The organism is Pseudomonas sp. Irchel s3h9 (assembly GCF_900187475.1).
Lineage (GTDB): Bacteria > Pseudomonadota > Gammaproteobacteria > Pseudomonadales > Pseudomonadaceae > Aquipseudomonas > Aquipseudomonas neuropathica.
Genome location: NZ_FYDH01000005.1, coordinates 76,245 through 99,942, shown reverse-complemented (window position 1 = coordinate 99,942; position 23,698 = coordinate 76,245). Strand labels below are relative to the sequence as shown.

Here is a 23,698-nt window from a genome sequence, read left to right as displayed (position 1 = left end):
CCCACAGGGTTCGCGCCGTACGCAAAATGTGTGAACGACTCGGTCACTGTGGGAGCTGGCTTGCCAGCGATGGCGCCCTGACAGGCGCCATAATTCTCAGATCCCCTTGAATATGCCAGGCCGCCGCTCCACCAGCGACCGCACCCCTTCCTTGGCATCCTCACTCGCCAACAATTTCTTCACCAGCGCCGGTAACCCTTGCGCGGCCGCCGTCTCACCCTCATACCTTGCCTGCCGCGCCGACATCAACGTTGCCTGCACCCCCAACGGCGCCTGCCGGGCAATCCGCTCAGCCAATTCAATCGCCCGCGGCAACAGGTCTTCGCTGGCCATGACTTCCTGCACCAACCCCAGGTGCAACGCTTCGTGCGCATCAAACTCATCGCCGGTCAGCAGCCAGCGCATCGCGTTGCCCCAACCGGCGATCTGCTGAAAACGTAAAGTCGCACCACCAAAAGGAAAGATCCCACGCTGCACTTCCATCTGCGCGAAGCGGGTATTGCTCGCACACAGGTTTATATCGGCTGCCAGCATCAGCTCGATGCCGATGGTCAGGCAGTAACCCTGCGCGGCGACAATCACTGGCTTGCTCACCCGTGGCCCGACGAAAACACCCCACGGGTCGCAACCGCCGGTCGGAACCTGCCAGCCTTGGGCGAGGGCGGAGCTGGCATTGACCAGATCCAGACCGGCGGTAAAGTGCTCGCCATGGCCAAACACCACCGCCACCCGCGCTTCGCTGTCGGCTTCGAACTCGCCGTAGGCCAGGCTCAGCTCGTTGAGCAGGTCGAGGTCGAAAGCATTGCGCTTGGCCGCTCGATCCAAGCCAATCAGATGGACGTGACCACGACGTTCACGGCTGACGCGGCCGGGGCAGGGCTGATTCATGGCGAAATCCTCGGGCGGGAAGGGCGGGTGCAGCGACGGTATGCCGCACATCAGTGAATCGTTTAAGCGTCATCGCCCGCAGGGCCGGGCCTTTGAAAAATAGACCTTCGCGCGATTATCCGCAAAACCCCGTTACACAGCGGTGACACGCTCATTCAGGCAATAAAAAAAGCTCCCTTTTTGGGCAAAATCCGGTATAGTGCGCGCCGGCCTTTAACCGGGCCGCGTTTAGGTAGCGCATTTCCCGAAGTCAGCTTCGGCTGCACGTCCGCATTGCGGGCTCTTCCCGGACGATTCTTTTTTTCATTCATTCGTTTTCGCAAATCCCCGCCGACAAAGCTGCCAGGGCGACTCTTGAGTCTCAACACGGCATGCGCAGCTTTGGAGCATGGGTCTTTGCGGATGCACTTAGAGGCAGACCCATGACCCAGGAAACCGGCGGATTCGCCGCTTTTAATCTTAACCCGAATATTCTTGCAGCCGTCGCAGCGACTGGCTACGAAGAGCCTTCGGCGATTCAGCAGCAATCGATCCCGATCATCATGGCCGGCCAGGACATGATTGGTCAGGCGCAAACCGGTACCGGTAAAACCGCCGCGTTCGCACTGCCTATTCTGCACCGCATCGATCCTGCCAAGCGCGAACCGCAAGCCCTGATCCTGGCGCCAACTCGTGAGTTGGCGCTGCAAGTAGCAACCGCTTTTGAAACCTACGCCAAGCAAATGCCGGGCGTTACCGTTGTGGCCGTTTACGGCGGCGCGCCTATGGGCCCACAACTGAAAGCAATCCGTAATGGCGCACAGATCGTTGTCGCCACTCCGGGCCGTCTGTGCGACCACCTGCGTCGCGACGAAAAAGTTCTGTCGACCGTGAACCACCTGGTTCTCGACGAAGCTGACGAAATGTTGAAACTGGGCTTCATGGATGACCTGGAAGTCATCTTCAAGGCTCTGCCAGCGACCCGTCAGACCGTTTTGTTCTCGGCGACCCTGCCGCAGTCGATCCGCGCCATTGCCGAACGCCACCTGCGCGATCCGCAACACGTGAAGATCCAGACCAAGACCCAGACCGTTACCGCGATCGAACAGGCTCACCTGTTGGTTCACGCTGACCAGAAGACTTCGGCCGTTCTCAGCTTGCTGGAAGTGGAAGATTTCGACGCTCTGATCATGTTCGTACGCACCAAGCAAGCGACCCTGGATCTGGCCAGCGCCCTCGACGCCAAAGGCTACAAAGCCGCGGCGCTGAACGGTGACATCGCCCAGAACCAGCGTGAGCGCGTCATCGACTCGCTGAAAGATGGCCGTCTGGACATCGTTGTCGCGACCGACGTAGCTGCTCGTGGTCTGGACGTTCCGCGCATCACTCACGTGTTCAACGTTGACATGCCGTACGACCCAGAGTCCTACGTTCACCGTATCGGCCGTACTGGCCGTGCCGGTCGCGAAGGTCGTGCACTGCTGCTGGTGACTCCACGTGAGCGCCGCATGCTGCAAGTGATCGAGCGTGTAACCGGTCAGAAAGTCGCTGAAGTTCGCCTGCCGGACGCTCAAGCCGTTCTCGATGCACGCATCAAGAAACTGACCAACAGCCTGTCGCCACTGGTCGCTGATGCCGAATCGACCCACGGTGAGCTGCTCGATCGTCTGACTGCAGACATCGGCTGCACCCCGCGTGCTCTGGCTGCTGCGCTGCTGCGCAAAGCCACCAACGGTCAAGCGCTGAACCTGGCTGCCATCGAGAAGGAACGTCCACTGGTGCCGAACAACGCACCGCGTGGCGACCGTCCTGAGCGCACCGGTGATCGTCCTGATCGTGGTGACCGTGAGCGTCGCGCGCCAATGCCTTTGGGCGAAGGCCGTGCTCGTTGCCGTACCGCGCTGGGTGCGCGTGACGGTATCGCTGCGAAAAACCTGCTGGGCGCCATCCTCAACGAAGGCGGTCTGGCCCGTGAAGCGATCGGTCGCATCCAGGTGCGTGACAGCTTCAGCCTCGTCGAGCTGCCGGAAGATGGTCTGGACAAACTCCTGACCAAACTGAAGGACACTCGCGTTGCCGGTAAGCAGCTGAAACTGCGTCGCTATCGCGAAGATTGATCCGCCCTTGGGCTGATTGATCGCACATAAAAAATCCCCGACTGGTTCGGGGATTTTTTTTGCCTGTTTTTTGCCTTTGTGGGAGCGAGCCTGCTCGCGAAGGCGTCAACCGAAACGATAAATATCCATGCCCAGCGCGCCCATCGTGAAACCCTGATGAGCAACGCTGAACTCTCCCCCCGCGCCCCGGGCAAAATACAACGGCAACAAATGCTCATCGCTCGGATGGCTGCGCACCGCATTTGGTGCCTGCTGGCGATAATCATGCAGCGCTGCCTCATCGTCGGCCGCCAACTTCTCGATCACCCAGTCACGGAAATCCCGCGCCCACGGCTCGACACTTTCCGGGCCGGCGTGCCAGTCCAGTTCGCGCAGGTTGTGCGTGATGCTGCCGGAACCGATCAGCAAAATGCCCTGATCACGCAGACTCGCCAGCGCGCGGCCGACCCGGGTTTGCAGCGCCGGGCCCGCGCGGCTCGGTAGCGAAACCTGCACCACTGGAATATCCGCCAGCGGGTACATCAGCGACAGTGGCACCCAAACACCGTGATCGAACGGGCGTTGCGGATCGAGACGGGCAGGCAGGTTGTTGGCAGTCAGTAGATCAGCCACCTCAGCAGCCAGTTGCGGATTACCCGGCGCCGGATACTGCACTTCAAACAGCGCCCGGGGAAAGCCGCCGAAGTCATGCCAGGTTTCCGGTTGTGCATGGCTGCTGACCAGCAGTTCCTGGCTTTCCCAGTGCGCGGAGACGATGACGATGGCTTTGGGTTTCGGCAATTCGGCGGCCAGACGAGCCAGAGCCGGGCCACTGGCGCCGGGCTCCAGGGCCAGCATGGGTGAACCATGGGAAATGAACAGGCTGGGCAACATGGCGGGTTCCTGAGCGTTAAGATGGCTTCATCTTCAGTCAGATCATTGATCTAAATCTAATATAAGTTTTAACGCTTTTTGATCGAATTATTGGGAGTGATGCATGCAGCCTGAGTTTTGGCACAAGAAGTGGGCTTCGGGGCAGATTGGTTTCCATCTGCCCGAGGTAAACCCGTATTTGCAGCGGCACTGGGCGGTATCGGCTGCGGCGCGAGTGCTCGTGCCTCTGTGTGGGAAAAGTCTGGATCTGGCGTGGCTGGCCGGACGTGGTCATCAGGTGCTCGGGGTCGAACTGTCGGAAAAGGCTATCGAGGACTTTTTCAGTGAATATCAGGTGCAGCCGCAGATTAGCCAGAAGGGCGCGTTCAAGGTCTATCGCGGTGATGCCATCGAACTGTGGTGCGGTGACTTTTTTGCGCTGACGGCCGCCGATGTGGCCGATTGCGCCGCGTTGTACGACCGCGCCGCGCTGATTGCCTTGCCGGCGCCGATGCGTGAGCGTTATGCGGCGCATCTTCAGCAGATCCTCCCACAGGGCGTGCACGGGTTGCTGATTACCCTGGATTACGATCAGGCGCAGATGCCGGGGCCGCCGTTTGCGGTGGGGGATGATGAGGTGCAGCGGTTGCTGAGTGGTGCCTGGCAGGTGCCGGTGCTGGAAGAGCAGGATGTGCTGGGGGAGAGCGGGAAGTTCCTTCAGGCTGGCGTGACGCGGCTGGAGGAGCGGGTTTATCGGGTTTCTTCTCGATAGTTTTTGGCTGACAGTGCCTGCTCGCGAAGAGGTCATCAGCAACAATCCATTATTTGCACAGAAACAAAAAAAGGCCCGCATCACTGCGGGCCTTTTTCATTGTTACACCGGTCGGATCAACCGCGACGACGCAGGGCGTCGATACGCTCTTCCAGCGGCGGGTGGCTCATGAACATGCGGGCAAAGCCCTGTTTGATACCACCGTTGATGCCAAAGGCGTTAAGGGTGTCTGGCATGTGCACCGGCAGACCTTGTTCGGCGCGCAGGCGTTGCAGTGCGCCGATCATTGCGCTGGTGCCGGCCAGGCGGGCGCCGGCTTCGTCGGCACGGAATTCGCGCTTGCGCGAGAACCACATGACGATCGCACTGGCGAGAATGCCCAGTACCAGTTCGGCGAAAATGGTCGCCACGTAGTAGGCGATGCCCTGGCCTTCTTCGTTCTTGAAGATCACCTTGTCGACGAAGTTGCCGATGATCCGTGCAAAGAACATTACGAAGGTGTTCACCACGCCCTGGATCAGCGCCAGGGTGACCATGTCGCCGTTGGCGACGTGGCCGATTTCGTGGGCCAGCACGGCTTTCACTTCATCGGGTGAGAAGCGCTCGAGCAAGCCCTGGCTGACCGCGACCAGTGCGTCGTTCTTGTTCCAGCCGGTGGCGAAGGCGTTTGCTTCGTAGGCCGGGAAAATACCGACTTCGGGCATCTTGATCCCGGCTTCGCGGGACAGTTGCTCGACAGTTTGCAGCAGCCATTGCTCATGCCGGGTACGTGGCTGGCTGATGATCTGGGTGCCAGTGCTCATCTTCGCCATCCACTTGGAGATGAACAGCGAGAACAGCGAGCCGGCGAAACCAAAGACTGCACAGAAAACCAGCAGCTGACTAAGGTCGAGATCAACCCCGTTGGCCGCCATGAACCCGTTGAAGCCGAAAAGGCTCAGGGTGATGCTGGCTATCAGCACGACCGCCAGGTTAGTGGCCAAAAACAGCAGGATGCGCATCATGGTTGTAGAAATCTCCTCAAGCTAAAGATGTAGCGTACTGCGGGGTATATAAGGTGCTGCACCGGGCTATTCAACTGAGTGACTATTTCAAACTGTGTCCTACAGCGGATTCTTCGGTGCCTGGCACATTTCCCACGACAGATAACGATAGGGATGACGGCCAGCCGCGACCCGTCGCCATTAAGCTGGACGCAGGTAAACGGTACGAATCGCAAGTGTAGAAGGCGTGCGCGGACGCGGAACGCAGAAGTGTTGCTGAATCAGACAGTGCGCAACGTTTGGCCGTTGCGCACTGCTGGCCAGTTACTGGCGGTAGGACTTGAGGAAGTTGCCGATACGGCCGATGGCCATTTCCAGATCGTCGACGCGGGGCAGGGTGACCACGCGGAAGTGATCCGGCCACGGCCAGTTGAACGCCGTGCCCTGTACCACCAGCAGCTTCTCGGAGAGCAGCAGGTCGAGGACGAATTTCTCGTCGTTATGGATCGGGCAGACCTTCGGGTCGATCTTCGGGAACGCATACAGCGCGCCCATCGGCTTGACGCAGCTCACGCCTGGAATGTCGTTAAGCAATTCCCAGGTGCGGTTACGCTGTTCCAGCAGGCGACCCTGCGGCAGCACCAGGTCGTTGATGCTCTGATAGCCGCCCAATGCGGTCTGGATCGCATGCTGGCTTGGCACGTTGGCGCACAGGCGCATGTTGGCCAGCATGTCGATGCCTTCGATGTAGCTCTGCGCGTTGTGCTTCGGTCCGGAAATGGCGATCCAGCCGGAGCGGAAACCCGCCACACGGTAGGACTTCGACAGACCGTTGAAGGTCAGGCAGAGCAAGTCCGGGGCTAGCGACGCGGTGCAGATGTGCACGGCATCGTCGTACAGAATTTTGTCGTAGATCTCGTCGGAGAAGACCACCAGGTTGTGCGCGCGGGCGATTTCCAGCATGCCCAGCAACACTTCCTTCGAATACACCGCGCCGGTCGGGTTGTTCGGGTTGATGATCACCATCGCTTTGGTGTTCGGGGTGATCTTGGCTTTGATGTCGGCCAGATCCGGGAACCAGTCGGCGCCTTCGTCGCACAGGTAATGTACGGCGTTACCGCCGGCGAGGCTGACGGCGGCAGTCCACAGCGGATAGTCCGGGGCGGGCACCAGCACTTCGTCGCCGTTGTTGAGCAGCGCTTGCAGCGACATCACGATCAGTTCGGATACGCCGTTGCCCAGATAGATGTCTTCAATGCCGACACCTTCAACATTCTTCTGCTGGTAGTACTGCATCACCGCTTTACGCGCGCTGAACAGACCTTTGGAGTCGCTGTAGCCTTGCGCGGTCGGCAGGTTGCGGATCACATCCTGAAGAATTTCGTCCGGCGCTTCGAAACCAAACGGCGCCGGGTTGCCGATGTTCAGCTTGAGGATGCGCTGGCCTTCCTCTTCCAGTCGTTTGGCGTGCTTGAGCACTGGGCCGCGAATGTCGTAGCAGACGTTGGCGAGCTTGTTCGATTTGCTGAACTGCATGGCGATGTGATCCCGAAAATGAACGATCCAGGCGGCGGGTGGACAACCGTACTGGGATTCCTGCGTCTTCACACAGGCGGACGTCTTGAGCCGTGGCTCCCATAATCCGTTTGAATGCGCCCGGTCTGGCTGCCAGACTGGTGCGTGACGAGGCGCAATCATACGTGCCGCCCGATCCGTGGAAAAGGTACAGATCGGGCTTTTTCAGCCGCTGAGGTGTGATGATGGAAAAGTTGGAAAAAACCCTGGAAGAATGGCGTGCGATGCTCGACCCTGAGCAATACAACGTTTGTCGTCTGAGTGCGACCGAGCGCCCGTTCTCCGGCAAATACAACGACACCAAAACCGACGGTGTCTACCACTGCGTTTGCTGCAACGAAGCGCTGTTCGATTCCAAGACCAAATTCGATTCCGGCTGCGGCTGGCCGAGCTTCTACGCGCCGATTGGCGAAAGCGCGATGACCGAAATCCGTGACATCAGCCACGGCATGATCCGCACGGAAGTGAAGTGCGCGCGCTGCGATGCGCATTTGGGTCATGTATTCCCGGACGGCCCGCCGCCGACTGGTTTGCGTTATTGCATCAATTCGGTTTGCCTGGATCTGGTTCCACGCGCATAAACGAATGAAGGCGACCTTCGGGTCGCCTTATTATTCGATAATTAAATTGCACACAATTTAATTGCTCGCTATGTTTGATCTTTCTTGACTGTCTGCGGAGCCCGACGCCATGAGCGACAACCTGTTGAACATTCCGTGCACCACCATCAAGGGTGAGCAAAAGACCCTGGCCGATTTCGCCGGCAAAGCGGTTCTGGTAGTCAACACCGCGAGCAAATGCGGTTTCACCCCACAGTACAAAGGCCTCGAAGAACTGTGGCAGACCTACAAGGATCAGGGTCTGGTGGTCCTGGGCTTTCCGTGCAATCAGTTCGGCAAGCAGGAGCCGGGTAACGAAGGGGCGATCAGTGAGTTCTGCGAGCTGAACTTCGGCGTCAGCTTCCCGCTGTTCAAGAAGATCGACGTGAACGGTGGAGACGCGCATCCGCTGTTCGTGCAGCTGAAAAAACGCGCGCCGGGTCTACTTGGCTCCCAAGGCATCAAGTGGAACTTCACCAAGTTCCTGATTGGCAAGGACGGAAAACTGGTCAAGCGTTTTGCCCCGACCACCAAGCCGCAGGAGCTGAGCGGCGAGATCGAAGCCCTGCTCAAATGAACAGCTTGCCGGTCGATTCGCTGAAGCTCGACAACCAGTTGTGCTTCAAGCTGTACGCCGCTTCCCGGGCGGTGATTCGTGCCTACAAACCGATGCTCGATCAGCTCGGCCTGACGTACCCGCAATACCTGGCGATGCTGGTGTTGTGGGAATGGCAGGACGCTGCGCCGGAGCAACCGACGGTCAAGGCGTTGGGCGAGCGTCTGGCACTGGACTCGGGCACGCTGACGCCATTGCTCAAGCGTCTGGAACAGTTGCAATGGGTACAGCGCCAGCGTTCAACGCGTGACGAGCGCGAAGTGCACTTGAGTCTGACACCGGCAGGCCAAGCCTTGCGCGAGCAGGTCGGGCCGCTCAAGGCCCGATTGTTGTGCGACAGCGGGGTGGATCTGGACCGTCTCAATGACCTGCGCAGCGGACTTGATCACTTGTTGGGACAGATCAAAGCGCTGGCGTAGTCGGGATCCACTGATCGAGCAGTGCCGCCAGCTCTTCACGGCGGAACGGCTTGGCCAGATAGTCGCTCATGCCGGCTGCGCGGCAGCGTTCGCGTTCCTCGGACATGGCGTTGGCGGTCAGAGCGACGATGGGCAGGCTCGGCCAGCGCCCGCTCTGACGGATCTGCCGGCTGGCTTCGTAGCCATCCATCACGGGCATGTTGCAGTCCATCAGCACCAGATCGAATTCGTGATACTCCAACTGATCCAGCGCTTCGGCACCGTGGGCGGCGACGATGACCTCGCAGCCCAGTTTGCCGAGCATGCCTTTGGCCACCAGTTGATTGACCGGGTTGTCCTCAACCAGCAACACCCGCCCGCGCCGCACCGAGGGAGACGTTTCGAGTTGCGCATCGTTAACGGCGACCACGTCCGGTTGCAGGGTGCGTCGCAGGTTCTGGTACAGAGCGTTTCGCGCCAATGGTCGGGCCTGTTGCTGCAGAGGCGCGAGTGCGGCGGCTTCTTCGCTCGGCAGGAAACTGCCGTAGGCGGTTACCAGCAAAATCGGCGCCCCAAGCGTCGGGCGCAAGCCGAACAGACACTCCGGACAATCGGTGATCACCACGTCCGGCGTCAGGCCCAGCAGTGAGTCATCGATGGTGCGCTGCTCATATGTAAGTCCCCACACCGGCAGCAGGCTCTGCAACAGTTCCGCCAGTCCACTGCTGGCAGCGGTGATGGCGAGGATTTTCCCGTGCAGCGGCGCCGGAACCAGTGCGCGGGTATGACACGGCAGTGGCAGCTCGGCACAGAACTGACTGCCGAACCCGGTCTCGGAGCTGATGGTCAGGCGCCCCTGCATGGCTTCGCAGAGGTTGTAAGTCAGCGCCAGACCCAGCCCGGTGCCGCCGTATTGTCGAGTGATGCCGGCGCCCGCTTGAGTGAACGGCTGGAAGATTTTCAGCTGCGCGTCCTGGGCGATACCGATGCCGGTGTCGCAGACCTCGATGCGCACGCCATCCTTGTAGGTCGACAAGCGCACATCCACCCGGCCGAAGCGGGTGAATTTCAGCGCGTTGGACAGCAGATTGCTGACGATCTGCCGCACGCGGGTCGGATCGCCCAGTACCAGTGCCGGGAAGTGCGGGTCGATCAGGCAGGTCAGTTCGACGCTCGGCGCGGCATTCTGCGACAGCAGGTTGGCGGTGTCTTCGATCAATGAGCCAAGATCGAACGGGATGTGCTCAAGCTCCAGTTGCCCGGCATCGAACTTCGACAGGTCGAGAATATCGTTGAGCAATTCGACCAGCACTTTGCCCGAGTCGTGGGCGATCGACAGTTGTTGCTGCTGTTCGGCATTCAACGGACCGTCGAGTGACAGCGCGATCATTCCCAGCAGGCCGTTGAGCGGCGTGCGGATCTCATGGCTCATGTTGGCGAGGAACGCCGAGCGGGCCTCGGCCATTTCCAGGGCGGTGCTGCGGGCGACTTCGAGTTCCTGATTGGACTGGCTCAGCCGTGCGTTGATCGCCTTGAGTTCAGCGGTGCGCGCCGAGACGATGTTTTCCAGTTGTCCGAGGTAGTCGGTCAGACGGTTTTCGGCGTTGCGTCGCTGCTGGATCTCGGTGGCAATGTTCTCGAATTGCTGATTGGCGACTTTGACCAGCACGCCGATTTCATCGTTGCCGTGCCCGGACGGGCACTCCAGCGTGGTCGGCTCGGCGCTGCGCGGGTCGCGCCCGCTGAGTTCGCGGATGACCCGCACCAGTGGTTTGGTCAACATCACATAGAACAGCGCCAACAGGATGCCGGTGAGAATCAGGCTGCGGGCGAAGCCATTGAGCAGGGTCACCTCGGCGCGGCGCAGGAAGCGGCTGCCGAACGCATAGGTGTCGACCTCAAGGCTTAACACGCCCAGCGATTCATTGGGCAGATGATCCAGATACAGACGGTCTTCGAACTGGCGTTTGGCGCCAAACAGGAAGTCGCTGATGACCCGATAGCCGCTTTGCAGTTCCGGGCGTTTGACGCTGGCCAGCACCGTATTGTTGTTGTCGATCAGTTGCGCAGAAATGATTGCCGGCGAGCGCAACAGGCCCAGGGTCAGTTCCTGCGCCAGTTCGGCGTCGATGTTGTAGGCGATCCGTGAGGCCGGGTTATGGCTGATTTCCAGCAAAGACAGGATTTCACGGTTGATGGAGGCGTCTTCACTGGCATAATCGATGCCGATTTGCAGCAGGCTGAGCAGCGTGCCCAGAATGAACCCGACCAGCACGGTAAGCCTGGCTTGCTTGTAAGACAGCCGGTGGGTGAATTTGATATCCATGGGGTGTTGAACCACTTCCGTTTCCCTTCGCTGCTCAAGCATAGTCGATCATGTATGGATACCGAGGTTCCCGAATCGCCTTGTAACAAGGCTTGGTAGGGTGATTTTTATCTGTGTGTCGTCGCAGGATTCACCATCATCACTGTGAACGTGCCCGAGGAGAAGACGTGGATTCCCGATTAAATGCTTTTCTTGAACGCGCCGAGTCGGTTCTGGCGCGTATCGAACCGTTGTTGCCGGCACCACGGCCGGTGATCGACTGGGGCACTTGTCTGGCGGCGCGCTGGCAACGCGACGGGCGCAGCGGCTATCTGATGCCGCTGGAAGTCAGCCTCGACATGCGCCTGTCCGACCTGATCGGCGTTGACCGTCAGCTCGAACAACTGGGGCGCAACACCCAGCAGTTTCTCGATGGTATGCCGGCCAACCATGCGTTGCTCTGGGGTTCGCGCGGTACCGGCAAGTCGTCGCTGGTGCGGGCCTTGCTGGCGGAGCACGCTGCCGCCGGCCTGCGCCTGATCGAGATCGAGCGTGATCATCTGGCGGATCTGCCGCGGGTGGTCGAGCAGATCGGCAAGCTGCCACAACGCTTCGTGCTGTTTTGCGATGACTTGTCGTTCGAATCCGGTGAAGGCGATTATCGCGTGCTCAAAAGCGTCCTCGACGGTTCGCTTGAGCAGGCCCCGGACAATGTATTGCTGTACGCCACCTCCAACCGCCGCCACCTGGTGCCGGAAAAGGAGAGCGATAACGAAAACTGGAAACGCGTCGACGGCGAACTGCATCCCAGCGAAGCCGTTGAAGACAAGATCGCGCTGTCGGACCGTTTCGGTCTGTGGCTGTCGTTCTATCCGTTTACCCAAGAACACTTCCTTAACGTCGTCGAACACTGGATCGGCCAGTTGGCCGCCAAGGCCGGCCTGAGCTGGCAGCGCGACGAAGCACTGGACATCCTTGCGGTGCGTTGGGCCACCGGCCGCGGTAATCGCAACGGACGTTGCGCGTACCAATTCGCCCGTTACTGGGTGGGACTGAAATTGTTGGAGCACAAGGCATGATTGATTTGCAACAAAGCGGCCAGGGCCTCGAAGGCTATGGCATGTTGGCCGCACAACTGGAATCGCTGCTGGCGGACGAGCGTGATTTTATCGCCAACGCCGCGCAGTTTTCGGCGTTTCTGTTCAACCAGCTCGATGACCTGAACTGGGCGGGTTTTTACCTCAACCGCAACGAAGAACTGGTGCTTGGTCCGTTCCAGGGGCAGATCGCCTGCGTGCGCATTCCGTTTGGTCGTGGTGTGTGTGGCGCGGCGGCGGCCACTCGGCAAACCCAGCGCGTTGAAGACGTACACGCGTTCCCGGGGCATATCGCCTGCGACAGCGCCTCGAACAGCGAACTGGTCGTACCGTTGGTCAAGGACGGGCGCCTGATCGGTGTACTCGACCTCGACAGCCCGAAACTGTCGCGTTTTACCGCGCAGGATCAGGCCGGCATCGAGCAACTGGCGGCAATTTTCCTGCGTCTGACCGACTGCTGATCACGCGGTGAGGCCAGCCTTGTGCAACAGGCTGGCCGGATCGACGTTATCGATTTGACCGGGATCGAGAAAACGCACGGCGTACTGCATGTAAACGCCTTCGTTGATGAACAATCCAAAAAGCTGGGCATCGATGTGCGCCTCACGGCACATGGTGGCCATGATCGCCAAGGCCTCGCTCAGCGTTTTGGCCTTTTTGTACGGGCGATCGGCTGCGGTCAGCGCCTCAAAGATATCGGCAATCGCCATCATCCGCGCGGGCAGGCTCATGTCCTCACGCTTCAGGCGTTTCGGGTAACCGGAGCCGTCCATTTTTTCATGATGGCCGCCGGCGATTTCGGCAATGCTGTCGAGGTGGCCGGGGAAGGGCAGGTGGCTGAGCATCATGATCGTCTGCACCATGTGGTGATTGATCATGTAACGCTCTTCGCGGGTCAGGGTGCCACGGTTGATGCTCAGGTTGTACAGCTCGCCGCGATTGTATTTGTGTTGCGGTACATCCAGTTTGAAGCCCCATGGATTGTCTTCGGGGATCAACTCGTTCGGGTCGCGTTCAAGCAAGTGCTCCGGCTTGTCTGCCAAAAGCTTTTCACTGACCGGCAGATTCGGTGCCGGCGTGCGCGCCTGACGCCGGTTCTCTTCCCATGACACGCCCAAGCGGTCATCAAGGGTGCGCAGCCAGGTGCGTTGCGCCAGATGGTCAAGGCGCTGCAGATCCGCCTCTGCCATCGCTTCACTGCCCAGATTACAGCGCGCGACAAACGTAAAATCGTCGTCCAGCGCCGTCAGCGTGGCATCGCGCAATTCGGCCAGTGCAGTCTCATCGCCGCCCAGAGCACACGCCTGCCAATAGCTGATCCAGGCATCACGCTTGAGCACTTCGAAACGCGTGCGAATTTCATGAATACGGTCGTTGATGGTTTCCAGTTTGGTGGCCTTGTCGACCACATATTCCGGCGTCGTCACTTTGCCGCAGTCGTGCAGCCACGCGGCAATGTGCAAGGCTTCCCATTCATCCTCGCTCGGTTGGTAGGCACTGAACGCCGGCGCCTCGCTTGCCGCTGCCGCTTGGGCGAGCATCAGCGTCAACTCTGGCACGCGCTGACAATGGCCGCCGGTGTACGGACTCTTGGCGTCGATAGCGCCAGCGAGCAGTTGAATGAAGGCGTCGAGCAATTGCTTCTGGCGGGCTTGCAGGCGTTGGCTCTCGATACTGACCGCCGCCGCGCCCGAGACAGCCTGGAGGAACGCGATGCGATCAGGGCGCAGTTTTTCCAGATCGGCTGCCGTGCCGCTGTCGCTCACCAGCAGAATCAGCAGGCCGATGGTTTCGTCGTGGCGGTTGTGCAGGCGGATGCCGATCAGATGGATGCGGGGCGATTGCATTGCCAGCAGGACCTTCTGCAAGTCGCCGGCCTGATCGACGCCGAAGTTGCTCACCACGTTGTTGGCGCCGACCAATTGTTCAAACCACGCCGGCCCTTTGTTCTGTTGCAGGTCGTGTCCCTGAATGTCGAATGCTTGCAACGCCTGAGACGTACCATCGATCACCAGCCCGTATGGCTCCATGCGGCTGCTGTCGCTTTCACGCAGATAGATCAGCCCTGCCTGTGCCTGAGCAATCTGCACCGTTTCAAACAGCACCCGTTGCAGCAGCGGGGCGAAGCGGGTTTCGGCGCCGAGGGTGTCGGTAATCCGAAAGAAACTCGCCAGAGTGTCTTTCATCCGCGCCATCGACACACTCAACTGGTCGACTTCAAGCACCGGCGAGCGGCGGGCCAGAGGAAAGTTGAAATCGAAACTGCGAATCGCGTCGGCTTCCTTGACCAGCGCATGCAACGGCTTGACCAATATCCGCGAAATCACCCAGCCCAGCGGCAAGCACAGCAGCAGGGTCGCGAGGGTGATCAGCGCGCCTTGCCAGCGCAGGCGGTAGGCATCGATCAATAACTCGTCCTCGGGCACCAGCAGCGCCAACTGCAAACCTTTCGGGCCGCCCTCCTGAATGCTGCTGCGGGCGACGATCCACTGGCGACCATCGGCTTCCAGGCGATTGCCCGCGGCTGCGCCGGACAACAGCGCATGCAAGCCCGGACTCAGATCCGCCGCTTTGGCCAGATGCGCGCCGCTACTGTCGACGATCAGGCGTTCGCTGTCGGGATAGGCCACGGCGTTGCCGTCGGCATCGAACAGGGCAATTTCGGTGGAGGGTGTGACGACATGTTTGCTCAGCGCCGCCGACAGGGCGACCAGCGTCAGGTCAGCACCGATGACGGCGTTCTCGCCGCTGCGTCGGGCCAGCGTCGTGCCGACATTGCGCGTGGAGAAAAACACGTAGGGCTCGGTGGTGATTTGTTCGTTTTGCTGGCGAGCATGGTTGAACCACGCGCGGCTACGCGGATCGTAGCTGTCGTCGGGGTTGTCCTGACGGCTGATCAGCGACAATGTCTGGTCAAAAAACAGCGATTGCGAGTGCACCGCGCCCTGCGGGTCATGTTCGATACTCCAGACCTGATACGCCGCCGCTTCAGGGGCCTTGAGCAATGTCTTGATGGCGGTGCTGCGCAGCGGACGCACCATGAAGAAATCGCCATTGGCATAACCCAGATATAGCGATGCCAGATTGGGATTGTCGTTGAGCGACTGGCTAAACGGTCGGAGCAAGGGCAAGCGTTGTTCAAGGCGCGCGGCCTGAGTGGCGGGGTCATCCGCCAGCAAACTCAGCAGGTGACGAATCGGCTGATAGGTTGCGGACATGTCCAGACGTACGTCTTGTTCGATCCTTTCGAACAGCTTTTCGCTGCTCGACAGGATGATCTGCGTCGTCTGGTGGTAATTGAACAGGCCCAGTACGACCCCGGTGAGCAGCAACAGGAATGTGAACATGACGCTGATGTGTACATGCAGCGGAAACCGGCGTTGCTCCGGGCGCAGTGGGCTGGGCATTTCGGACTCTCCATGATGGTTAACTCACTGCTCAGCGCCAAGCATAGTTAAGGCAAGCTCATTGTGCTTCGATCCGACACCGCCAATTGTTGCTGTAATGCCTGCTCCAGTTCGAGCATGGCGCGGTTGCTCGCCTCGCAACGGCGAGCAACTTCATCTGTCGCCATGGCCTCGGCGCAGGCCTGCTCAAGGGCATCGCAACACTCGATTACGCGCGATGCCTGCGCGATACGTGCCGCGCCCTTGATTTTGTGAGCGACCACCGCCAGCGCCCCGCGATCCTGTTCCGGCGACAGCGCGAGCAGTTCCTCTCGGTCGAGACGGCTGCTTTTGAGCAATTCCGCCAGCAGACGGCGAGCCTGGGCCGGATTGCCACCGGTCAGCATGTTCAGGTTTTGCAGGTTGAAAGCCGGCGGCGCTGATGTCGGTGTGATGCCATCGACCCACTGGCTGAGCAGGCTCAGGCTCAGGGGTTTGAACAGGCAGTCGTTCATGCCGGCCTGCTTGCAGCGCTGGATTTCTTCGGGCTGCGCATTGGCCGTGAAACCCAGCACGGTGCATGGCGGACAGCGCGCTTGCAGTTCCTGCTGACGAATGGCGCGGGTCAGATCATAGCCATTCATCAACGGCATGTTGCAGTCGACAATCACCAGATCGAAGTGACCGGTCTTCCACAGTTCCAGGCCGCTGCAACCGTTCTCGGCAATGCTGAAGTGATGGCCGAGAAACTCCAGTTGTTGACACATCAGCAGGCGATTGGCGGGATGGTCGTCCACCACCAACACGCGTAAGGGGGTCTGCGATGCCTTGATTGGGGATTCACTTTTGACCGTGCTCAGCTGTATCGGCAGCGTTTCCAGTGCCAGCGAGACGCAGACCTGGGTGCCGATGCCAGGCTGGCTGCTCAATTGCAATTGCCCGCCCATCATTTCGCACAGGTTGCGGCTGATCACCAGCCCCAGGCCGGCACCACCTCTGCCTTGCTGGCTGCTGTTTTCCGCTTGGGCAAACGGTTCGAACAAGCGCTGTTGATCCTCGGCACTGATACCGACGCCGCTGTCCTGTACGGTCAGCTGCATCAGGGCGCGGGCAGGTACATCGGTGTTCATGAGGTCGAGGGTGATCCGCACATGCCCCTGTTCGGTGAATTTGATCGCATTGCTGACCAGATTCGACAGCACCTGCTTGAAACGCAGTGGGTCCAGATGCACATCGACGGCCAGATCTGGTGGGTTGAAGATGACTTGCAGGGAGAGGTTTTTCTGCCGGGCGAGACCGTCGAAGATCCTGGCGACTGACGTCACCGTATCGATCAGATTGACCCGTTCCGGGCAAAGACTCAGACGCCCGGATTCGATCCGTGCGATGTCGAGAATGTCGCCGATCAAACCCAGCAAGTCCTTGGCCGAGTGGTACGCGGTGTCGATGGATGAGCGATCCGGATGCTGCGGATCCATGCGTTTGAGCGTCAGTTCGAGCATGCCGATCACCGCGTTCATCGGCGTGCGGATCTCGTGGCTCATGGTCGCCAGAAAGGTGCTTTTCGCCCGGTTGGCCTCATCCGCCCGTTCTTTGGCCGTACGCAACTCGTCGAACAGCTGGCGGCGCTCGCTGATGTCGATCCAGCCGCCAATGATGCCTTTCACCTCACCGCTGGAGTCGCGGTACGGCAGTATCCAGTGATAGATCGTCAGACGCCGGTTGCCGATGTGCAGGGGCCGGTCGACGACCATCGGCGTGCCTTCGGCAATGACACGCTGGTAATCGGCCTGAAACGCTTGGGCCTCAAAGGCATTGCTCAGGGAGCCCTCGATGACGTTTTTTCCGATGACTTCCTCGCGGCGGGCATTGAATGCTTCGAGATAGCTCTCATTGCAACTTTGCAACCGGCCCTGGCGGTCGCGCACGTAAATTGGATGCGGTGTGCCGTCGACCAGCGAACGCATGAATTCGAACTGGTCGTTCAGCGCTCGTTCGGCAGCCTGGCGTTTTTTGATCTGGTGGCGCATGTAAGCGTTCCAGACCAACAGCAACAGCAGTAACAGGAAAGCGCCGATGATCACTTGATAGAACAGGCGTTGGTAGTTGTGCCAGATGTTCTGCGAGACAGTGGAGTAACCGCGCCAGCGCCCATTGATCACCCCCAGTTCGTCGGGCGCGATGCTCAACAACGCCTTGTTGATGATCGACGTCAGTTCCGTGTTGTCCCGCGCGGTCGCCAGTGAAAACGCCGCCTGGCCCGTGCCGATCGTGGTGGTGATCTGCAGCGCCTGATTGAAGATTCGCGAAGAAATGAAATAGTTGGCAATCACCAGCGAGTTCACCGCACCGTCGACATGGCCTTCAGCGAGCTGGGACACCGCGCTGAACGTATCTGCCGTTTCGATCAACTGGATGCGCGGATATTCCCGACGCAGGTACTCGACCATCGGATTGCCTTGGGCAATCGCCAGTCGCTTGCCCTTGAGCTTGCCCAGATTGGTCGGACCATCCGCGCTTTTGCGGGTCAGCAGAACGTAGGAGTTTTCCAGATAGGGACGACTGAAGTTGAGGGTTTTCTCGCGCTCCGCCGTCGGCAGTAATGCGGCGATCAGATCGGCTTGATGATGGTCGATCTGCTGGATCATTTCCGCGTCGTTGCGGCTGCGACGGATCTCGAAACGCAGGCCGGTGCGCAGGCGGATCAGCTCGAGCAGGTCGGCACTGATGCCGCGAAAATTACCGTCGTTGTCAAAGAATGTCAGCGGCGCGAACGCTTCATTGACCACCACACTGACCACCGGATGTTGTTTGAGCCACGCTTCTTCGCGCTGGGTCAGTTGCAGTTTCCGGTCGGTGAGCAGCAGATCACTGCCAGCGCTCCAGCGCTTGGCAATATTGTCACGCTCACTGGCCGGCACAGCTTTTAGTACTGTGTCGATGATGGCCAGCAGTTGTGGGTTGTTGCGGCGCACGGCGAAGCTGAATCCCTGGGCTTCCTGCTTGCCGAAATTGGCCATGCGCACGTTGTTCAGATAACCCTTGTTGATCATGTAGTGAGTTGAAAGCGTGTCGCCGAGAAACACATCGGCCTGATCGAACGCTACGGCGTTGATTGCATTCTGGTAGGAGGGGTAGCAGGTGATGAGCGCTTTGGGGTACAGCGCTTTGACTTCGGGCAACGGCAGATAATGATAGACCATGCTCAATCGCAGTCCGGCCAGGCCTTCGGTGAGTGAGCGGGTTTCGTCCTCGCGGGTAACCAGCACCGGCATGTCAACGGCGTAGGGTATCGACAGCGCCAGGTTGGCATTGCCCGCTTCGAAGCCGTTCGCGGTACCGAGCAGGTCGATCCGGCCATCGACCAGTGCGCTAATCGCCGCGTCCCGAGAGGGAAAGCGCTGCACCCGGATCGGTAGACCGGTGGCCTGGCCTAGGAGCCCGGCGTAATCGGCCGTCAGACCTTCGTAATCCTTGCCACTGGTCGTCATGTCAAAAGGCGGGTAGTCGGGCGCGGAGGTGCCCACGACCAGTTCGTTACGTGTCAGCAGCCACTGCCGTTGGGAGTGTTCGAGCGTGACCGGAACTGGCTCGTCCGCCGACCGGCTGAGCAAGGCATAGTCAGGTGAGGTGCCGGGCATGGCGAACACATTGGCGCTCAGGTAAAAACCTGCGCTCAACGCAATTAAATAGTCCTTTAAACGGCTGGGCATGCGGGCTCTCACACGAGTGCGTTTCGTTTGGCCATCTCGATAAGTTCTACAAGGGATTTGGCCTTGAGTTTTTGCATCAGACGTTTTTTGTAGGTGCTGACGGTCTTATTACTTAGAAACATGCCCTTGGCTATTTCCTTGTTAGTGCGACCCTGGGCGAAAAGTTGCAAGACCATCAACTCACGATCATTAACAGATTTGAATAATTCAAGTTCGGCAAAACGGATATCGTCGCTGCGCACCGGATTCAATGCCTGGCTGGGGAAATAGTTGTAACCGGACAGTACCGCTTTGATCGCACTGACCAGTTCACTCAAGTCTTCCTGTTTACAGACATAACCCGATGCGCCGGATTGCATGCAGCGAATGCCGAACAGCGTCGGACACTGTGCCGTCAGGATCAGGATCTTTAACGGGGAACCCATGGCATTGAAGCGAGCCAGTACTTCGAGGCCATCCAGCTTGGGGATGCTCACATCGAGAATGACCAGATCGGGCATGCACTCGCGCACCATTTGCATGGCATCGACTCCGTTATCGGTTTCACCGACGACCTTGTAACCTTCATGCTCCAGCAGCATTCGAACGGCGAGACGGATGACCGGGTGATCGTCGACAATAAAAACGGAGTTCATAATCAAATCCCATGCAAGCACGAATAAAGCGCGCACCTTAGCTCAGTTGAATGAGCACTCGCATGAAGTGACATGGCTTCAGTCACGATATCGGATTAATCCTACAATTAATGAGGAAGCGGACTACAACCAAACTAGGTTTGACGTAAGGAAGTGCTGGATTTGAACGGGCTTATAGTTTGACTTGAATGATTTGCAAGTACTGGCCGTAAATGGCTTTTTAAAGATGTTTAAAGTTGCTGAGTCATCGGCGCAATAATTGCCGCTATTCCAGCCATATCAGACGCCCGTCGACACTTGTGGGTCGATAATCACAGGCTGTGTGGATACGGGCGGCCATCGTTATGGCCGCCCGTAGGCGAGCGGGTCAGTGACTGGAGCGCCCGGTCATTTCCAGCGCCATGTCGCTGGCGTAGCTGTCGGTCATGCCGGCGATGAAATCGATCATGCGCAGAAACGACGTGTGTAACGAACCCTGCGGATCCGGTGCGTTACTGCCCAGCAGATCGAGAATGCGCCGGCTTTTGAACGACGGTGTACGACCGTTGTGTTGTTCCAGCGCCGCGCCGCAGAACGAGTTGAGCAGAATCTCGAGCGTGGTATAGGCGCCGATTTCATGCAGGGTTTTGCGTTTGTCCTGAAAGATTTTCTTGCGGGCGATGTCCTTGGCATTCAGCACGCAACGCTTGGCCGGGCCGTGCATGTGCTCGACCAGATCGCCGTGCAGCGTGCCGGCGAGGAGGGCGTCCTGTTGTTCGACAAAGGCCCGTGCGGCGGCGTTGGTCAAATGCTCGATGGCCTTGCCGCGCAGGATCGCCAGTTTGCGTCGGCGCGAATCCTGCGGGCCGAGTTGGCGATAGGTTTCCGGCAGATCATCACCCACCAGCCCGAGCAGCAGCGATTCGACTTCGGCGTAGTCCAGCAGCTCCATTTCGAGACCGTCTTCGAGATCAATCAGCGCGTAGCAGATGTCGTCGGCGGCTTCCATCAGGTACACCAGCGGGTGACGCGCCCAGCGCTGGTCTTCGATTTGCGGCAGGCCCAGTTTGTGGGCGATCTGCTCGAGCAGCGGCAACTCGCTCTGATAGCAGCCGAATTTGTGTTTCTTGTAGCCCAGGGAGTCGGCGTGGCGCGCGGTCCACGGGTACTTCAGGTAAGTGCCGAGGGTGGCGTAGGTCAGTCGGGTGCCGCCGTCGAACTGGTGATACTCCAGCTGAGTCAGGACCCGGAAACCCTGGGCATTGCCTTCGAAATTGAGGAAGTCAGCGCGTTCGGCTTCGCTCATGCCGTCGAGCCAGCCGCGTCCGGCGGCCTGCTGGAACCAGTGGCGGATGGCGTCTTCACCGGAATGACCAAACGGCGGATTGCCGATATCGTGGGCCAGACACGCCGATTGCACCACCATGCCGAGATCGGCCGGGTCGCACCATTCGGGCAAGGCATTGCGCAGGGTTTCACCCACCCGCATGCCCAGCGAACGGCCGACGCAACTGACTTCCAGCGAGTGGGTCAGGCGCGTGTGAATATGATCGTTGCTGGTGACCGGGTGGACCTGGGTCTTGCGCCCGAGACGGCGGAAGGCGCCGGAGAAGATAATGCGGTCATGGTCTTTGTGGAAAGGGCTGCGGCCAAGTTCTTGCGGGCTGTGCAGCGGCTTGCCGAGGCGTTCGCGGTTGAGCAGGGTGTGCCAATCCAAGGCTGATTCTCTCCGTCAGGTGACTGGGGGCGTTGGCCCCTAGCTTCCCGGTTCACGTCCGCCCCTGCAAGCGGAACTACAGTCCGGCGGCGTCAATGTCGATCAGCAGCAAACGTTCACCGTTGTCGAAAAACTGCCCGGCTGTCAGGCAGTACTGATTGCTGGTGGCATCGCGGTAGGTATTGGAGAGCGTCAAGCGCCGCTCCTCCCAACCTTCGGCGAGCAAATGATAGAAGTACGGGCGCCACGACCAGTTGTGCCCCAGATAGCGATTGTCGGCGACCCAGCCATGCTGCCGCCATTCCAGATTGGGCGTCAGTTGCGTGCCGTGGCGATCGCATTGATAAAACCGCAGCAGCCAGGGGAAGGCGTCCAGTTGTGGCAAAGCGCTCAAAGGGGCATGGGCCTGAGCCCAGGCTTGCAGGATCGACATCAGTTCAGCGAGTTGCTGGCGCATTTGCATCAGTCGTCCGCGCTCCACGAGTTTCTGCCGGACATAGCGCTGGCGCAGCTCGGCGAAGCGTTGGACGATCGCGTCACTGGGGAAAAACGCCTCCTGTGCCCGTGCGAACAGGAATCCCTGCACATAGCGCGATCCGCATTCCAGGGCGAAATTCAACTGCGCTTCGGTCTCGACGCCTTCGGCGATGATCCAGCAGCCGGTCTTCTCGGCCATCTGCGCGAGGGCCTTGACCACGTCGCTGCTCGGCCCGCCCAGTGCCGCGGCCTGGAACAGGCGCATATCGAGTTTGAGAATGTCCGGTTGCAGCGCCAGCACCCGATCCAGTTGCGAGTAGCCGGCGCCAAAGTCGTCGATGGCGATTCTTGCTCCCGCCTCGCGATAGCGCGCGACGACTTCGGCCAGACGTTGACCATTGCCACCCAGTTCGGTGATCTCGAAGACGATGCGTTGCGGATCGATACCGTAGCGCGCCAATTGTTTGAGGCTGGGCAGGGCCTGATCGGCGCGCAGGCGACTGATCCAGCGTGGCGACATGTTCAGGCTGAGAAACCAGTCTGCCGGCGCTTCATGCAAGCGGCTCAAGGCGTTATCGCGGATCTGCCGGTCGAGACGGCGCAGGGCAATGGCGGGCGTGCGCGGGTCGGCGAATAGAGGCCCAACCGAGTTCAGTTGACCGTCGGCTTGGCGCAGGCGCCCCAGCGCTTCGACGCCGGCAATGCGTCCGGTGGCGGTATCGATGAAAGGCTGAAAGCAGGCGAGCGGTTGCCCGTCGATCACGGGGCCTCCTTAGTGGTTCTTGTTCTGGTGAACCCCGCCGACCGGGTAGGCGCACGGGATCGAATCTCCGGATAAAGAGATTCATCCCGCCGACAGTGCAAGAATGTAGCCAGATGTATCTGTTTAGCGTTTCGCCGAGCTCTGCATCACCAGTTTGATCAGCGGCCCGAGGCTGGTGCCGAGCCGGATCAAGCGGGTCAGGCCACCGACACCGCCGCTTTTCGCGCCTTTGCCGGTGATGAAACCCAATAGCGTAACGGCGGCCACGCCCCACAAAGGCGCGTGTTTGATGCCGAAACCACCTTGCAGGTTTTGCGACATGCCGCGCATGCGCTGCAGAGGCTGCAACACTTGCCCGGCTTCATGGCGGATTTCCTGACGATGCATTTCCATGCGCAAGCGGATCAACGCCTTGCGCATTTCCCGACGCGAGCTGTTGTGTGGCAGTTCAGGCAGGCTCATGGCAGCAGGCGCTCCCGGTCGTTGGCCAGCTCTTCGAGCGTGCCGTGGAAAGGCGAGGACTCATCGAAGATCGCAGCCTTGAGGCGCAGCGCGCAGAAGATCGAGGCCAGGGTATAGAACACGCACAGGCCGATAATCGCAGCAAGGCGATAAGTGTCCCAGAACACAATCATCACCAGTGTCGATAAGCCCACCAGTAATAACAGGGCAAAGACTAACGCCAGGCCTGCGAAAAGCAACAGGCTGACGGTACGTGATTTCTGCTCCTGCAATTCAATGCCGAACAATTCGACATGACTGTGCAGCAGACCGAGAACGGCGGCGCCCAGGCGTCGCGTGGAAGAGGCGGTGCCCGCAGTCGGGCCGGATTCACCGATCGACATAA

The 23,698-nt window shown here is 59.5% G+C and carries 19 protein-coding genes; 7 read left to right on the top strand and 12 right to left on the bottom strand.

What is annotated here, in order from left to right; genetic code table 11:
• Window positions 1-96: 96 nt before the first annotated feature.
• Window positions 97-888: a crotonase/enoyl-CoA hydratase family protein gene (locus CKW26_RS10005; protein WP_034155234.1), complete on the bottom strand. Its 792-nt coding sequence runs from the start codon at window positions 886-888 to the stop codon at window positions 97-99.
• A 422-nt stretch (window positions 889-1,310) separates the two neighbouring features.
• On the opposite strand from CKW26_RS10005, the gene CKW26_RS10000 reads away from it, so the two are divergent.
• Entirely contained in the window at window positions 1,311-2,984 is a 1,674-nt protein-coding gene (locus CKW26_RS10000; RefSeq protein ID WP_008088238.1) for a DEAD/DEAH box helicase, read from the top strand.
• 105 nt (window positions 2,985-3,089) lie between these two features.
• Here CKW26_RS10000 and CKW26_RS09995 read toward each other — a convergent pair whose 3' ends face one another.
• A complete protein-coding gene (locus tag CKW26_RS09995) occupies window positions 3,090-3,857 on the bottom strand; it encodes a class III extradiol ring-cleavage dioxygenase (protein WP_095048453.1) in 768 nt (255 codons plus the stop codon).
• 103 nt (window positions 3,858-3,960) lie between these two features.
• On the opposite strand from CKW26_RS09995, the gene CKW26_RS09990 reads away from it, so the two are divergent.
• Window positions 3,961-4,608, top strand: a complete 648-nt coding sequence (locus CKW26_RS09990; protein ID WP_095048452.1) for a thiopurine S-methyltransferase — start codon at window positions 3,961-3,963, stop codon at window positions 4,606-4,608.
• A gap of 116 nt (window positions 4,609-4,724) precedes the next feature.
• On the opposite strand, the gene htpX is transcribed toward CKW26_RS09990, so the two are convergent.
• Together htpX and CKW26_RS09980 are read right to left on the bottom strand one after the other, a co-directional pair.
• Entirely contained in the window at window positions 4,725-5,612 is an 888-nt protein-coding gene (htpX, locus tag CKW26_RS09985; protein WP_007908619.1) for a protease HtpX, read from the bottom strand.
• A 303-nt stretch (window positions 5,613-5,915) separates the two neighbouring features.
• Window positions 5,916-7,127 carry a pyridoxal phosphate-dependent aminotransferase gene (locus CKW26_RS09980; RefSeq protein WP_007908620.1) on the bottom strand — a complete coding sequence of 404 codons (1,212 nt, stop codon included), beginning with the start codon at window positions 7,125-7,127 and terminating at the stop codon, window positions 5,916-5,918.
• Window positions 7,128-7,351: 224 nt separating this feature from the next.
• Between CKW26_RS09980 and msrB the strand changes: the two genes are divergently transcribed.
• From msrB to CKW26_RS09965, 3 genes are all read left to right on the top strand, one after another.
• Window positions 7,352-7,747, top strand: coding sequence for a peptide-methionine (R)-S-oxide reductase MsrB (msrB, locus tag CKW26_RS09975; protein ID WP_095048451.1), 396 nt, complete (start codon window positions 7,352-7,354; stop codon window positions 7,745-7,747).
• 109 nt (window positions 7,748-7,856) lie between these two features.
• Entirely contained in the window at window positions 7,857-8,342 is a 486-nt protein-coding gene (locus CKW26_RS09970) for a glutathione peroxidase (RefSeq protein ID WP_016985485.1), read from the top strand.
• Entirely contained in the window at window positions 8,339-8,800 is a 462-nt protein-coding gene (locus CKW26_RS09965) for a MarR family winged helix-turn-helix transcriptional regulator (protein WP_095048450.1), read from the top strand. Before CKW26_RS09970 ends, CKW26_RS09965 begins: the two co-directional genes overlap by 4 nt.
• Here CKW26_RS09965 and CKW26_RS09960 read toward each other — a convergent pair.
• Complete coding sequence (locus CKW26_RS09960; RefSeq protein ID WP_095048449.1) at window positions 8,784-11,105, bottom strand: response regulator; 2,322 nt, start codon at window positions 11,103-11,105, stop codon at window positions 8,784-8,786. The genes CKW26_RS09965 and CKW26_RS09960 overlap by 17 nt on opposite strands.
• Window positions 11,106-11,272: 167 nt before the next feature.
• On the opposite strand from CKW26_RS09960, the gene CKW26_RS09955 reads away from it, so the two are divergent.
• A complete protein-coding gene (locus tag CKW26_RS09955; RefSeq protein WP_095048448.1) occupies window positions 11,273-12,163 on the top strand; it encodes an ATP-binding protein in 891 nt (296 codons plus the stop codon).
• On the top strand, window positions 12,160-12,642 hold the full coding sequence (locus tag CKW26_RS09950) for a GAF domain-containing protein (protein WP_095048447.1): 483 nt from the start codon (window positions 12,160-12,162) through the stop codon (window positions 12,640-12,642). Before CKW26_RS09955 ends, CKW26_RS09950 begins: the two co-directional genes overlap by 4 nt.
• On the opposite strand, the gene CKW26_RS09945 is transcribed toward CKW26_RS09950, so the two are convergent.
• From CKW26_RS09945 to CKW26_RS09915, 7 genes are all read right to left on the bottom strand, one after another.
• Complete coding sequence (locus tag CKW26_RS09945; RefSeq protein ID WP_095048446.1) at window positions 12,643-15,588, bottom strand: HD domain-containing phosphohydrolase; 2,946 nt, start codon at window positions 15,586-15,588, stop codon at window positions 12,643-12,645.
• Window positions 15,589-15,635: 47 nt separating this feature from the next.
• Window positions 15,636-19,280, bottom strand: a complete 3,645-nt coding sequence (locus CKW26_RS09940) for a transporter substrate-binding domain-containing protein (RefSeq protein WP_095048445.1) — start codon at window positions 19,278-19,280, stop codon at window positions 15,636-15,638.
• Between the two features lie 8 nt (window positions 19,281-19,288).
• Window positions 19,289-19,915: a response regulator transcription factor gene (locus CKW26_RS09935; protein ID WP_007908640.1), complete on the bottom strand. Its 627-nt coding sequence runs from the start codon at window positions 19,913-19,915 to the stop codon at window positions 19,289-19,291.
• A 367-nt stretch (window positions 19,916-20,282) separates the two neighbouring features.
• Complete coding sequence (locus CKW26_RS09930) at window positions 20,283-21,611, bottom strand: deoxyguanosinetriphosphate triphosphohydrolase (RefSeq protein ID WP_095048444.1); 1,329 nt, start codon at window positions 21,609-21,611, stop codon at window positions 20,283-20,285.
• Window positions 21,612-21,687: 76 nt separating this feature from the next.
• Window positions 21,688-22,851 carry an EAL domain-containing protein gene (locus tag CKW26_RS09925; RefSeq protein WP_095048443.1) on the bottom strand — a complete coding sequence of 388 codons (1,164 nt, stop codon included), beginning with the start codon at window positions 22,849-22,851 and terminating at the stop codon, window positions 21,688-21,690.
• Between the two features lie 123 nt (window positions 22,852-22,974).
• Window positions 22,975-23,313, bottom strand: a complete 339-nt coding sequence (locus tag CKW26_RS09920; RefSeq protein ID WP_093435122.1) for a hypothetical protein — start codon at window positions 23,311-23,313, stop codon at window positions 22,975-22,977.
• Window positions 23,310-23,696, bottom strand: a complete 387-nt coding sequence (locus tag CKW26_RS09915) for a phage holin family protein (protein ID WP_007908652.1) — start codon at window positions 23,694-23,696, stop codon at window positions 23,310-23,312. The genes CKW26_RS09920 and CKW26_RS09915 overlap by 4 nt, the downstream gene beginning before the upstream one ends.
• Window positions 23,697-23,698 lie beyond the last annotated feature (2 nt).

Coding starts and splice junctions, on each gene's coding strand:
- CKW26_RS10005 (WP_034155234.1), bottom strand. CDS start 888: ATGAATCAGCCCTGCCCCGGCCGCGTCAGCCGTGAACGTCGTGGTCAC.
- CKW26_RS10000 (WP_008088238.1), top strand. CDS start 1,311: ATGACCCAGGAAACCGGCGGATTCGCCGCTTTTAATCTTAACCCGAAT.
- CKW26_RS09995 (WP_095048453.1), bottom strand. CDS start 3,857: ATGTTGCCCAGCCTGTTCATTTCCCATGGTTCACCCATGCTGGCCCTG.
- CKW26_RS09990 (WP_095048452.1), top strand. CDS start 3,961: ATGCAGCCTGAGTTTTGGCACAAGAAGTGGGCTTCGGGGCAGATTGGT.
- htpX (WP_007908619.1), bottom strand. CDS start 5,612: ATGATGCGCATCCTGCTGTTTTTGGCCACTAACCTGGCGGTCGTGCTG.
- CKW26_RS09980 (WP_007908620.1), bottom strand. CDS start 7,127: ATGCAGTTCAGCAAATCGAACAAGCTCGCCAACGTCTGCTACGACATT.
- msrB (WP_095048451.1), top strand. CDS start 7,352: ATGGAAAAGTTGGAAAAAACCCTGGAAGAATGGCGTGCGATGCTCGAC.
- CKW26_RS09970 (WP_016985485.1), top strand. CDS start 7,857: ATGAGCGACAACCTGTTGAACATTCCGTGCACCACCATCAAGGGTGAG.
- CKW26_RS09965 (WP_095048450.1), top strand. CDS start 8,339: ATGAACAGCTTGCCGGTCGATTCGCTGAAGCTCGACAACCAGTTGTGC.
- CKW26_RS09960 (WP_095048449.1), bottom strand. CDS start 11,105: ATGGATATCAAATTCACCCACCGGCTGTCTTACAAGCAAGCCAGGCTT.
- CKW26_RS09950 (WP_095048447.1), top strand. CDS start 12,160: ATGATTGATTTGCAACAAAGCGGCCAGGGCCTCGAAGGCTATGGCATG.
- CKW26_RS09945 (WP_095048446.1), bottom strand. CDS start 15,588: ATGCCCAGCCCACTGCGCCCGGAGCAACGCCGGTTTCCGCTGCATGTA.
- CKW26_RS09940 (WP_095048445.1), bottom strand. CDS start 19,280: ATGCCCAGCCGTTTAAAGGACTATTTAATTGCGTTGAGCGCAGGTTTT.
- CKW26_RS09935 (WP_007908640.1), bottom strand. CDS start 19,915: ATGAACTCCGTTTTTATTGTCGACGATCACCCGGTCATCCGTCTCGCC.
- CKW26_RS09920 (WP_093435122.1), bottom strand. CDS start 23,313: ATGAGCCTGCCTGAACTGCCACACAACAGCTCGCGTCGGGAAATGCGC.
- CKW26_RS09915 (WP_007908652.1), bottom strand. CDS start 23,696: ATGTCGATCGGTGAATCCGGCCCGACTGCGGGCACCGCCTCTTCCACG.